The organism is Microbulbifer mixtoriginis (SeqCode), assembly GCF_052467235.1.
Window position 1 is genome coordinate 2,257,161 of record NZ_CP174305.1, and the last position, 12,223, is coordinate 2,269,383.

Genomic DNA, 12,223 nt, shown 5'->3' on the forward strand with positions numbered 1-12,223 from the left:
GGCAGAGCGCGCTTTCACTGGGATAAAGCCACCCGACCTGTGACTCGCTTTTAAAGTAATGTGTCGCAGGACTCAATAAACTGGCGTCATAGTCATTGTTTTGTACTATTTTTGCTAACTGGCGAGAAAGAAAAAAACGTAAGTCACAAATGCGAGGTGGCGCAGTAGTGGAGAGGGTTTCTGATGACGCTTTTCCGCGAGATTGGAAAAGCTCATTAAATTTGGAGGGCTGTAAAAGAGAGATCAGTGGGCTCAGGGGCCCACTAGAAACAGGCTGAAACTGGCTAAGTCGGCAAACACAGCGGTTTCCGCCAGACGCGGATCGGGGCTCTCTACTAGCTGTTGCAGGGTTTCTGCGCCTGCACCGGTTTTTAGTAGTACCGGCTTACACCCCTTGACCAAGGCCAGCTGTAAATCGGCCAGTTTATCACCGAGCAGATAGCAGCCATGCAAGCTGGTGTCGAATTCCGCTTCGATGGCATCCAGCAGGCCCGCCTGGGGCTTGCGGCAACGGCAGTTGTCTTCGGGCCCATGGGGGCAGTAGAAAATCGCGGCAATTTCACCGCCTGCATCCTCTACCTGGGAACGCATCTTGGCGTGTATCGCCTCCAAGTCATCCAAGTCAAACTGGCCCAGGGCCAGGCCGCTCTGGTTGGTGGCAATCACCAGTTGGTGGCCAGCCTGACTGAGCGCAGCCAGTGCTTCAATACTGCCGGGCAGGGGCTGCCATTCGTTTGCGGATTTTACGAACTGGTTGCGGTTTTGATTAATGACCCCATCGCGGCCAAGAAGAATTATTGCCATGTCGATTCGCCTGTTTCGTTGAGGCGGGGCGCAGAGCCCCGCTTCAAGTCGCTATTACTTGGCTGGAACCAACAGGGAGATGTCGGCAACTTCGAGGAACAGTGCACGCAGCTGGGCCAGTAGGGCCAGGCGGTTGTTGCGCAGTTGCTCGTCGTCACTCATTACCATCACATGGTCGAAGAAGTTGTCCACGGTTTCACGCAGGCCCGCCAGGCCGGCGAGCCCTTCGGCGAAAAGCGCATCGCTATACAGCGGTTCAACTTCTGTGCGGGCAACCTGTACTGCGGCGAACAGGGCTTTCTCCGCTTCCTCCTGCAATAGTGCTTCATCGACACTGCTGGGCACTGTGCCATCCAGCTTGGCAAGGATATTGGAAACGCGTTTGTTCGCGGCGGCCAAAGCACCGGATTCTGGCAGCTGGCTGAAGGCGTTAACCGCGTGCACACGGTTGTCGATATCCAGCGGGCGCGACAGCTTGCGCGCGGCAACAGACATAAATACCTCGGCGGCAATGCCCTGATCCTCGTAGCGGGCGCGGAAGCGCTCCAGTACGTATTGCAGGGTCTGCCCTACCACCTTGTCGTATTCACCCAGGGCGGTGCGCGGGTAGTTGTCGCGGGCCAATTCCAGCAATTCTCGCAGGTCCAGATCGAGGCGCTTTTCGACGAGGATGCGGATGATGCCCAGGCTGGCGCGGCGCAGGGCGAAGGGGTCGCGGGAGCCGCTGGGGGGTTGGCCTATGCCGAAGATGCCGACCAAAGTATCCAGGCGATCTGCCAGAGCAATTACAGTACCGGTGTCGCTGGCGGGAAGCTCGTCACCGGCAAACTTGGGCATATACTGTTCGTACATGGCCTTGGCCACATCCAATGGCTCGCCGTCGTTTTCGGCGTAGTAGTAGCCGGCGATGCCCTGCATATCGGCAAACTCGAACACCATCTCGGTAACCAGGTCCGATTTACACAGGCGGCCGGCGCGCTCGGCCCAGTCGCCGTTGCTTCCGGTTTTCTCAGCGATGGTGCGGGCGAGGGCGGCTACCCGTTCAGTCTTGTCGTAGACGCTACCCAGGTGCTGCTGGAACACGATTTGGCGCAGTTTTTCGCGGCGTGATTCCAGGCTGGTCTTTTTGTCGGTCTCAAAGAAGAAGGCGGCATCCGCCAGGCGCGGACGGATTACGCGCTCATTGCCGTGGATAACCTGAGCGGCATCCTGGCTCTCGATATTGGACACGGTGATAAAGAAAGGCAGCAATTGGCCATCTTCATCTACCACATGGAAATATTTCTGGTGCTCCTTCATGGAGGAGATCAGGGCTTCAGCGGGTACTTCCAGGAAGCGCTCTTCGAAGCGACCGGTGAGGGCTACAGGCCATTCAACCAGTGCAGTCACTTCGTCGAGCAGATCGTCATCGATGACCGCTTCACCATTGACGTTGTTGGCTTCGGCGATCACCTGGGCGCGAATGGCTTCGCGGCGCTCGGCGAAGTCAGCCATTACGTAGCCGGGTTCGCGCAGAACCTGTGCATAGTCGTGGGCGGAGTGGATCTCCAGCTCGCGATTGCAGTGGAAGCGATGACCACGGCTGGTGTTACCGGCTTTTAAGCCGAGTACTTCACCGTTGACTACCTTGTTGCCAAACAGCATGACGAGCCAGTGCACCGGGCGCACGAACTCCTCGCGGCGTGCCCCCCAGCGCATACGCTTGGGAATTGGCAGTTGAGCCAATGCTTTCTCGACAATGCCCGCTAACAGGGATTCGGTTTCTGCGCCTTTTTGCTCGCTGATAAAGGCCAGGCGCTCGCCTTTGTCGGTCTCTTTGCGTCCCAGCTCTTCAACAGTTACACCGTTGCTGCGGGCGAACCCCTCAGCGGCTTTACTGGGCTTACCCTCTTTATCAAAAGCGGCTTTGACAGCCGGGCCCAGCTTTTCAATTTGTTTGTCTTGCTGCTTATCCGCCAAACCGAATACTGCTACGGCCAGGCGACGGGGGGCTGCGTAGGCTTTAACTTCGCCAAAAGACAACTCGGCGCCTTTGAGGCCCTGGGTAATACCATCGGCGAAAGCGCTCATTAATTTGTGTAACGCCTTGGGCGGCAGCTCTTCGGTGCCCAGCTCTACCAGAAAATCCTGAGCCATTACTGCTTCTCCTCTTGCTCGATGTCTTCCGCCAAAATATCTGCCCGCAGTGCTTCATCTGCCATTGGGAAGCCTAAGGCGCGGCGCGCATCGTAGTAAGCCTGTGCCACGGCGCGGGCCAGGGTTCGTACGCGCAGGATATAGCGCTGGCGCTCAGTCACTGAGATGGCGTGGCGGGCATCCAGAAGGTTGAAGGCGTGGGAGGCCTTCATAACTTGCTCGTAAGCGGGGAGCGGCAGGCCCAGCTCAATCAGGCGTGTGCTCTCGCGCTCGCAGTGATCGAAGGTCGCGAATAGGAACTCCACATCGGCGTGTTCAAAGTTGTAGTGGGACATTTCCACTTCGTTCTGATGGAAAACGTCGCCGTAGGTGACGGGGCTGCCATCCGGGTTGCGGGTCCACACTAAATCGTAGATAGACTCGACACCTTGTAGATACATGGCGATACGCTCAAGACCGTAGGTGATCTCGCCGGTAACTGGGTAGCACTCGAGGCCGCCAACCTGCTGGAAGTAGGTGAACTGGGTAACTTCCATACCATTCAGCCAAACTTCCCAGCCGAGGCCCCAGGCGCCCAGGGTTGGGGATTCCCAGTTGTCCTCAACAAAGCGAATATCGTGGACAGCGGGATCTACGCCCATGGCGCGAAGGCTATCGAGGTACAATTCCTGGATATTGTCCGGGGATGGTTTCATTACTACCTGGTATTGGTAGTAGTGCTGAAGGCGGTTGGGGTTCTCGCCGTAGCGGCCATCGGTGGGGCGGCGGCAGGGCTGTACATAAGCCGCATTCCAGTTTTCCGGGCCTATGGCGCGCAGGAAAGTGGCCGGATGAAAGGTGCCGGCGCCCACTTCCATATCCAGAGGCTGTAGAATGACGCACCCTTGGCGCGCCCAATAATCCTGTAGGGCAAAAATAAGTCCCTGGAAGGTACTGAGATCGTATTGCTTGGACACCGCTATCTCCGGATCAGTATCTGCTGTGGGCAAAGGGACGCAATTATAGCGGCAGCGACTGCTGCGCTTAAAGCGCTATAGCCGCGTCAAGAGGTTTCAATGGCCATACTTGGGCAACACGACCACTTTAAAGTGGTTTTTGTATAGGAAGTAGTGAGTGGATATTAAGGGGCGCCTTGCTGTAGGGGCACTGAAAATCATCGGCAAATTGCCGTTGCACTGGTCGCGGCGATTGGGTTGGTTTGCTGGCAAAATGGTTGTGTGGACTCGTTCTGAAGGCCTGCGCCTGAGCCGCATTAATCTAAAACTCTGCTATCCGGCAATGGACCCCAAGCAGCGCGAAAAGCTGGCAAGGGAGAGTGTGATCAACACGGCCATGGCGGGTTTTGAGATGGCATCACTGTGGAATACGCCCTGGGCAAAAAATGAAAATGCCATTGTTCGTGTGCGCAATCAGCAGTTACTCAACGCCGGTGAGACCGATGGGCGCGGCACTATTGTCTTAATGCCACATACTGGCAACTGGGAAATATTCGGCCTGTATGTAGGTACCTTGTCCCCCTGTGCTGTACTTTACCAGCCTCCTAAAATAGAAGCCCTGGACCCGGTGATTCGCAGCGGGCGCGAAGTAACTGGCGGCAAGATGGTGCCCACCAATGTGCACGGTGTGCGCGCGCTGCTTAAATCATTGAAAGCGGGAGATTTAGCCCTGATTCTTCCCGACCAGGAACCGGATATGGGCGGTGACTTTGCCCCGTTTTTTGGGCGCCCGGCTCTGACGATGACCCTGGTGCACAATCTGATACAGCGCACCAAGTGCCATGTGGTTTTTGGGTTTGGCAAGCGTGTAGAAGGCGGTTTTGAGCTGGTTTTTGTCCCCGCAGAAAAAGCGATTTACAGCGAAGAGCAAAAAGTATCTCTGGCGGCGATGAACCGCGGTGTGGAGGCCTGCATCGCCCAAGCGCCGGAGCAGTATCAGTGGGAATACAAGCGCTTTCGCAGACAGCCGGAGGGCAAGAGTAAAATTTACCGCAAACAAACATAGGGGCCTGAGCGGCCCCTTTGTCTATCGGCATCTAGGTAAAGTTTACGTCGCGTGGCGAAATGCCACAATTACCGGCATACGCGCGGCGCGCCAGGCGGGGAAAAAACCACTGACAAAGCCGATTACCAACGCCAACACGGCGCCCTGCACGAACAGGTCTGGGGACATTTCAAAACTGAACACCACCTGGGTAAAACTGCCGCCCAGGGTTGAGGTATTTAGGCCGTCGAAGAACAAGTAGGCGGCCAATGACCCCAGTAGTCCACCGGCCACCGCCAGTACCATCGCTTCAGCAATCGTGCCGCAGAAAGCGGAAAAATTACTGAAGCCGAGGGCGCGCAGGGTGGCAATTTCCTTGGCACGGTCCGCCACTGAGGTGTACATGGTATTGAGTGCTCCAGCCAGGGCACCGAGGGCCATCACCGCACTGATTATCCAGCCAAAGGTGGCGATGTACTGCAGTTGTTTACCCTGACTGGCGAAGTATTCTCGCTCGGTCTGCGCTTCGAGATTAAGGCGCGGTTCCCGCGCAATGGTTTCCTTGACCGATGCCAGGCCGTCGTCATTATCCAGTTGCAAGCGAATGGATTGATAACTGCTGCCACGGTTGTAATGGCTCTGGATTGTTTTGATATCTGCCCACAGCTCACTTTCAAAAATATTGCCCCCTGTGGAAAAAACTCCGACAACTGTCCACAGGTTTTTACCAAAGCGCACTTCCTTGCCAATCTCGAAACCGCTGAATTCCCGCAGGACACCCTCGCCGACAATCATTTCATTGGTTCCGGGAAAAAACATACGGCCTTCGGTTAAGTGCATGTTGGTGCGCATGGCCATACCGGTTTGGTTGAGTCCGCGCAGGGGGATATTGGCCTCGGTACCACTGGACTTTTTGATACCATCCACAATGACATAGAGTTCCGGTGAAACCTGTGGGCCGTTGGCGTCGCGGGCGACTCCTGCAGATTCGCTAACCAGGTTGACTTGATCCTGCAGGATCACCGAGTTGAGCTCGGTAGAGGAACCCTCTCGCATCAGGATGGCGATTTGGTTGGAGCCGGCGCCGCGCATAGTTTCTTCGAAGCCTTTGGCCATGGCGAGAAATGCCAACAGTATTGCCACCACCACCGCCGAGGCCAGTACCATCGCCAGTGACATCCACAGGCGCCGGCGCAGGCTGCCCAGGTTCATCAGGGTCACTGAAATAATTTGTGCAATTAGAGAGCCCATTGGCTGTCCTCCGGTCGGGCTTGATCAATCGGGCACCTACAGTTGTTAGGAACTCGATACAATGTATTTAGGGCTGACGATTAAATGCCGAGACAATATTCAATCGCAGCGCGTTAAAAGCCGGTAACAAGCCGGTAATAATTCCCAGCAGCAGCATAAAAAACAGCGCCTGTAGAGCGATATCGCCATCGAGAATCAAGTTGGGCAGGAAACGGGCGAGAAAGGTTTTTATTCCTTCAACTAACAGCCAGGCCGCAGCGAGTCCGGAGAGACCGCCGATAAATGCGACCAACAGGGATTCCGATAGCACCATGCGAAAAATGCGTGCGCTGGAAAAGCCCAGGGTTTTGAGTACAGCAATCTCGCCGGTGCGCTCGCGAATCGCCAAGGCCATGGTATTGCCAACCACAATCAGAATGGTGAAAAACGCGGTGAAAACCACCGAGAAAATAATCAAACCGATATTGCCAATTTGCTCGATAAAAGCTTTGTTGAAGGATTTTTCCGTACTGGTATCGGTTTCACTTTGCGAATTGGCAAAACTGTCATCAATGGTTTTGGCTACTTTCTCATTGAGAGAGGGATCGTCAGTAGTGAGTGCCATCCATCCTATCCAGTCATTGCCAAATGTCTGAGTTTCCATGAAGTATTTATAATGGAATAACATTTGGCGAGTATCGTACTGCTCGGTATCCCCTTTAAAAATTCCTGAGACTACAAACTCCCAGGTATAGCCACCATCTTTATGGGTGAATATATTTGAGGAGATAGGAATCCGGTCACCAATTTTCCAGCCATATATTTGCGCGAGTTTCTCACCTATCAGTGCGCCCTGACGATTGTTAAACCAAGCCTGTTTTTGCTCATCCGGAATCACTATTTCTTCGTAAACGCGTAAATAGGATTCGGGGTCCACTGCCAGCGAGACAATTTGTCTACTTTGTTCCTGATAATAACCGCCAAACCAGTTCAGGTGAGTGACATCTTTTACTCCCTCGACCGCAGCGACTTTTTGGAAATAAGAGATGGGTAGCGATTGGGTGAAATTGATCCGGTTAAAAACTACCAGGCGATTATCAGCGGATAACTCCACACTGGAATTGAGTGCAGATTTCAGACTGGTCACTGCGCCAAAAATTAAAAAAGCGATAAAAATTGCAAAGCAGGTGAGAAATAACCGCAGAGGTTTCCTCGTCATGTTTTTATAAATTAAATAGAGATCGTTCATGCCACTATTTCCCTCTGCACAAATTGTCCCTTGTCGAGATGCAGGGTGCGTTTTGCGTATTTGGCTGCGGCCGGGTCGTGGGTAACCATGACGATGGTCTTGCCGTGATCGCGGTTGAGTAGTTGCAGCATCTCCAGGATTTCATCGGCGGTGGCGCGGTCGAGATCACCGGTGGGCTCGTCACACAGAATGAGTTTTGGATCCGAGACAATTGCGCGGGCGATGGCCACCCGCTGTTGCTGGCCGCCGGACATTTCACTGGACATATGTTTGGCGCGATCGCTCAAGCCCACCAAAGCGAGGGCGGTTTCGACATTTTTGCGGCGTTGTGCCTTGGAGAGCTTGGTCAACAGTAGCGGCAGTTCTACATTGCGTTGGGCATTGAGCATTGGCATCAGGTTGTAGAATTGGAAAATAAAACCAATATTCTGCGCGCGCCAACGGGTTAGGGCGCTCTCATTGAGGGAGTCTATACGGGTGCCATCAAACCAAATTTCCCCGCTGGTGGGTTGATCGACACCGCCAAGCATATTTAACAGAGTGGTTTTTCCGGAGCCGGAAGGCCCCATAATGGCGACAAAATCTCCTCGCTCAATACTCATATTGAGATCGTCAAAAATAGAGATTTTCTCTTTACCTTTGATAAAACTCTTGCCGACATTTTTTAACTGAAACAACACATCTTCAGACATCTGTAATTTCCTTTTTTAATGAATAATTAGAGCCGTAGTCTGTGCCGTTAAAGAGCGACTTCCTCCCCGGCCAGGAAGCCGACCTTCACCCCCATATCCGGTAGGATACGGGCGTCTTTTTGATCGATACCGATACGCACACGCACCGTAGCTTTGGCGCGATCGGCGGTTGGAATAATTGCCACCACCGTGGCGGGAATATCCCACTCCGGGTAGGCGTCAAGATTCGCGTTTACCCTTTGACCCGTGTAGACCCGGCCGATAAATGCCTCATTGACATCCACTTCAATTTCCAGGGAGTTCATATCCACAATGGTACAGATACCGGTGCGGGTGAAACCGCCTCCGGCGGAGCTGGGTGCGACAATTTCTCCGGGCTGAGCATTTTTTTGTGTAACGATTCCCGCAAAGGGCGCGCGTATCGTGTGATCCTCCAAGCGCTCCCGCTGTCGCTCGGCTTCCAGTTTAGCCACCTCAATATTTGCCCGAGCGCTGTTTAAATCGGCTCTCAAGCCTTCAACAGTGGCCTCACTCTGGGTGAGTTGTGCTTTGCTGGAGTAGTTTTTTTCACGCAAGCCAACGAAACGCCGGTACTGACGCTCTGCTTCTTTTAGCTTGGCGAGAATACTGGCCTCCTGGGCTTGCAGTACCTGAATCTGCGCACGGGCAAATGCCAGGCTGACGCGCGCTTTGACGTCGTCGAGGCGGGCTAGTACTTGACCTTCCTGTACCTGCATACCCTCCTCGACATCCACGCTGCTGATCAGTCCCATCACCTCTGCTGACACCGTGGCCATGCGTCGGGCGGTGATATATCCGGAGGCATTCAACACCGTTTCCAGGCGTGTGCCTGTGGGAAGGGCAGATGGCGTAGTGTGTGTGTTGGCGGGGGTTGGGATTGTGTTAGGGCTTGCGGGTGGGTCTTCGGCCAAGAGGGAGGCGCCAAAAAAACCAACTAGCAGGCCGGCGACTGCACCGGTGGAAGCCGCCAGCAGGGTTTTTCGGGGCGATGACGGTAAATCATTGGGAGCCGTATCCCGGTCAATTTTCAACTGACCGAGCAGCTCACTGGTGTTTCTGCTCATACAGCCATGTTCTTATTGATTACTTCCTGTAAAGAACAACTGTGGCAGAAACTAAAAAATATTGCTATTCGATCTGACTTGCGGCGTTGGCGCCAAATTAGTGGCGCCAAAAGGCGGGAGTTAAGAGCACCAGTAGGGTGAAAATTTCCAGGCGTCCCATCAGCATGGCGAGGATCAGAAACCACTTGGCCACCTCATTGACTGAACCGTAGTGAGATGCGGCCTCACCCAGAGCCGGGCCGATATTGCTCAGGCAGGAGGCCACCGTTGTCACAGAGGTGACGAAATCTTCGCCGGTGGCAATCACAATAATCGAGAGAATAAAAAACGACAGCACATAGACGGCAAAAAAGCCCCACACAGCATCGGTTACCCGATCGGGTACGATCTTGCGGTTGATCTTAATGGGTATCACCGCATTGGAGTGCACCAGTCGATTCAATTCGCGCATACCGGATTTCATAATCAACATGCCGCGTACCGCTTTGATACCACCAGAGGTAGAGCCGGCACAGGCGCCGAGAATACCCAGAAGAAGCAATGCGTAGGGAAGGAATACCGGCCAGGCGGAAAAGTTTTCAGAGGCAAAGCCGGCAGTGGTACTGATAGAAACCACCTGGAAGAAACCGTGTAGCAGGCTGTTGCCTGGTGAGAAGATATTCAGAATCCACAGATAACAGCTGATCAACAGGCCGGCCCCCAAAATCAGCATTACGTAGAAACGAAATTCGGAATCGCGCCAGTAGTGCTTGAGGGTTTTATTGCGGAAGGCATAAAAATGCAGGCCAAAGTTAATCGCCGCGGTGAACATGAAAATAATGCAGATCACCATAATGGCCCGGTTGTGAGCGTAGAAGCCCATACTGGCATCGTGGGTGGAAAAGCCGCCGTTAGCCACGGTGGAGAAGGCGTGTCCCACGGCATCGAACACGGTCATGCCCGCCCACCAGTAACCGATGCCGCACAGAATGGTCAGGATTACATAAATTACGATCAGTGCCCGCGCCGTCTCGGCGATGCGCGGTGTCAGCTTGGTATCTTTCACTGGGCCGGGTATTTCCGCCTTGTACAGCTGCATACCACCGATGCCGAGCATGGGCAGGATTGCCAGTGCAATAACAATTACGCCGATACCACCAAACCACTGCAGCTGCTGGCGGTAGTAGAGGATGGCTGGAGGCAGGGAGTCTAGGCCGGTAATTACGGTGGCGCCAGTGGTGGTGAGCCCGGAAATCGATTCAAAAATAGAATCGGTAATACTCAGGTCCGGCTGTGGACTGATAATAAACGGCAGGGAGCCAAAGCTGCCGAGGATTAGCCAGAATAGCGAAGTCACCACAAAGCCGTCGCGGGTGCGCAGATCCTGGCGCAGGTCGTGCACGGGCAGCCACATAAACAAGCCGGTCACCAGAGTGATCACAAAGGCAATAACGAAGGCGTTGTGGGTATGGTCCTCATACCAAAGGGACACGGCGATCGGTGGCAGCAGTGTCAGGCTGAACACAGTGAGGAGAATTCCGAAAACTCGCGCAATTACCGCAATTCGCATTGGCGCCTGTCAGCCTGTTATCTGTTGTTACTTTATATATATGGACGGCGGAGTTTGTAATCGCCGGACTATTCAATAAAAAATATGATTTAGAAAAAGCCGAAGCCAACCTGGAACAACTGCTCCACATGGCGTGTTTGGCGGCGATCCACCAGGAATACAATCACGTGATCGTCGCTTTGCACAATTACATCGTCGTGCGCCATCAAAACTTCGCTGCCATTTTCTGTTTCGCGCACTATGGCACCGATGGAGGCGCCCTCGGGCAGATCGATATCCTCGATTTTCTTTCCCACCACCTTGGAGGTGCGCTCGTCGCCGTGGGCGACAACTTCGATCGCCTCGGCGGCACCGCGACGCAGGGAGTGCACATTAACCATATCGCCGCGGCGCACATGGGTGAGCAGGCTGCCGATAGTATTTTGCTGGGGCGAAATGGCAATATCGATTTCACCGCCTTGAACCAGGTCCACGTAGGCGCGGTTGTTGATCAGGGTCATCACCTTGCGCGCGCCCAGGCGTTTGGCCAGTAGCGATGACATGATGTTAGCTTCGTCATCGTTGGTGAGTGCGAGGAAAACATCGGTGTCCTCAATATTTTCTTCCAGCAACAGCTCCTGGTCCGAGGCGCTGCCGTGCAAGATAATGGTGTGAGACAGCTCCTCGGATAAAAATACGCAGCGTTCATGGCTGCGCTCAATAATTTTAACCGAGTAGCGGTTTTCCAATTTGGTTGCGAGCCGCAGGCCAATATTGCCACCACCGGCAATTACCACGCGCTTATAACCGTGTTCCAGGCGGCGCAACTCGCTCATTACCGCACGGATATCGGCGCGTGCGGCGATAAAAAATACCTCGTCGCCGGCCTCGAGCACCGTGTCCCCCTGGGGAATGATCGGCCGGTTGCGCCGGTAGATGGCCGCCACACGGGTATCCACCTTGGGCATGTGCTCGCGCAGATAGCGCAGCTGATGGCCTACCAGAGGGCCGCCCTGAACTGCCAATACAGTGACCAGCTGCACGCGACCACCGGCGAAATCTAGCACCTGTAGCGCGCCAGGGTGTTCCATCAGGCGTGCGATATATTCGGAGACCAGCTGCTCGGGGCTGATCAAAACGTCGATGGGTATCGCCTGGTTGTCGAATAACTCGGGGTACTGCAGATAGGAAGAGGCGCGCACGCGCGCGATCTTGGTGGGCACACGGAACAATGAATGGGCAATCTGGCAGGCTGCCATATTGGTTTCATCGTTATTGGTGACCGCCACCAGAATATCGGCATCCTCAATGCCGGCATTCATCAGCACGTCGGGATGGGAGGCGTGGCCGTTGACCACGCCAATATCAATGCGATCACGCAACTCGCGCAGAGTTTTTTCGTCGCTGTCCACCAGCACAATATCATTGCGCTCGGAGGCCAGAGCCTCCGCCAGTGAGCCGCCCACCTGGCCGGCGCCGAGAATGACAATTTTCATATCGGATGAGACTCGCGGCTAGC

Annotated in this window: 10 protein-coding genes; 1 reads left to right on the forward strand and 9 read right to left on the reverse strand. The window is 54.4% G+C overall.

Features of this window, described 5'->3' with window-relative positions:
- Positions 1-252 precede the first annotated feature (252 nt).
- The 3 genes from gmhB to glyQ are packed head-to-tail and all read right to left on the reverse strand — an operon-like array spanning position 253 to position 3,896.
- Positions 253-804, reverse strand: coding sequence for a D-glycero-beta-D-manno-heptose 1,7-bisphosphate 7-phosphatase (gene gmhB / locus ACJJIO_RS09930; RefSeq protein ID WP_444910891.1), 552 nt, complete (start codon positions 802-804; stop codon positions 253-255).
- Positions 805-858: 54 nt separating this feature from the next.
- Positions 859-2,940 (reverse strand): glycine--tRNA ligase subunit beta, encoded by a 2,082-nt coding sequence (gene glyS, locus ACJJIO_RS09935; RefSeq protein WP_444910892.1) that lies wholly within the window; start codon positions 2,938-2,940, stop codon positions 859-861.
- The gene (glyQ, locus tag ACJJIO_RS09940; RefSeq protein WP_282930551.1) at positions 2,940-3,896 is read right to left on the reverse strand and encodes a glycine--tRNA ligase subunit alpha; all 957 of its coding nucleotides are present in this window, start codon (positions 3,894-3,896) and stop codon (positions 2,940-2,942) included. The genes glyS and glyQ overlap by 1 nt, the downstream gene beginning before the upstream one ends.
- A gap of 157 nt (positions 3,897-4,053) precedes the next feature.
- On the opposite strand from glyQ, the gene ACJJIO_RS09945 reads away from it, so the two are divergent.
- Complete coding sequence (locus tag ACJJIO_RS09945; RefSeq protein WP_252083977.1) at positions 4,054-4,941, forward strand: lysophospholipid acyltransferase family protein; 888 nt, start codon at positions 4,054-4,056, stop codon at positions 4,939-4,941.
- Between the two features lie 42 nt (positions 4,942-4,983).
- Here ACJJIO_RS09945 and ACJJIO_RS09950 read toward each other — a convergent pair whose 3' ends face one another.
- The 6 genes from ACJJIO_RS09950 to trkA form a co-directional block, all read right to left on the reverse strand.
- A complete protein-coding gene (locus ACJJIO_RS09950; protein ID WP_444903516.1) occupies positions 4,984-6,171 on the reverse strand; it encodes an ABC transporter permease in 1,188 nt (395 codons plus the stop codon).
- Between the two features lie 67 nt (positions 6,172-6,238).
- Positions 6,239-7,399 (reverse strand): ABC transporter permease, encoded by a 1,161-nt coding sequence (locus ACJJIO_RS09955; RefSeq protein WP_444888978.1) that lies wholly within the window; start codon positions 7,397-7,399, stop codon positions 6,239-6,241.
- On the reverse strand, positions 7,396-8,091 hold the full coding sequence (locus ACJJIO_RS09960) for an ABC transporter ATP-binding protein (protein ID WP_444883271.1): 696 nt from the start codon (positions 8,089-8,091) through the stop codon (positions 7,396-7,398). Before ACJJIO_RS09960 ends, ACJJIO_RS09955 begins: the two co-directional genes overlap by 4 nt.
- A 47-nt stretch (positions 8,092-8,138) precedes the next feature.
- A complete protein-coding gene (locus tag ACJJIO_RS09965; RefSeq protein WP_444910893.1) occupies positions 8,139-9,176 on the reverse strand; it encodes an efflux RND transporter periplasmic adaptor subunit in 1,038 nt (345 codons plus the stop codon).
- Positions 9,177-9,273: 97 nt separating this feature from the next.
- On the reverse strand, positions 9,274-10,725 hold the full coding sequence (locus ACJJIO_RS09970) for a TrkH family potassium uptake protein (RefSeq protein ID WP_252083982.1): 1,452 nt from the start codon (positions 10,723-10,725) through the stop codon (positions 9,274-9,276).
- Positions 10,726-10,814: 89 nt separating this feature from the next.
- Complete coding sequence (gene trkA, locus ACJJIO_RS09975; protein WP_252083983.1) at positions 10,815-12,200, reverse strand: Trk system potassium transporter TrkA; 1,386 nt, start codon at positions 12,198-12,200, stop codon at positions 10,815-10,817.
- Positions 12,201-12,223 lie beyond the last annotated feature (23 nt).

Coding starts and splice junctions, on each gene's coding strand:
- gmhB (WP_444910891.1), bottom strand. CDS start 804: ATGGCAATAATTCTTCTTGGCCGCGATGGGGTCATTAATCAAAACCGC.
- glyS (WP_444910892.1), bottom strand. CDS start 2,940: ATGGCTCAGGATTTTCTGGTAGAGCTGGGCACCGAAGAGCTGCCGCCC.
- ACJJIO_RS09950 (WP_444903516.1), bottom strand. CDS start 6,171: ATGGGCTCTCTAATTGCACAAATTATTTCAGTGACCCTGATGAACCTG.
- ACJJIO_RS09955 (WP_444888978.1), bottom strand. CDS start 7,399: ATGAACGATCTCTATTTAATTTATAAAAACATGACGAGGAAACCTCTG.
- ACJJIO_RS09960 (WP_444883271.1), bottom strand. CDS start 8,091: ATGTCTGAAGATGTGTTGTTTCAGTTAAAAAATGTCGGCAAGAGTTTT.
- ACJJIO_RS09965 (WP_444910893.1), bottom strand. CDS start 9,176: ATGAGCAGAAACACCAGTGAGCTGCTCGGTCAGTTGAAAATTGACCGG.
- ACJJIO_RS09970 (WP_252083982.1), bottom strand. CDS start 10,725: ATGCGAATTGCGGTAATTGCGCGAGTTTTCGGAATTCTCCTCACTGTG.
- trkA (WP_252083983.1), bottom strand. CDS start 12,200: ATGAAAATTGTCATTCTCGGCGCCGGCCAGGTGGGCGGCTCACTGGCG.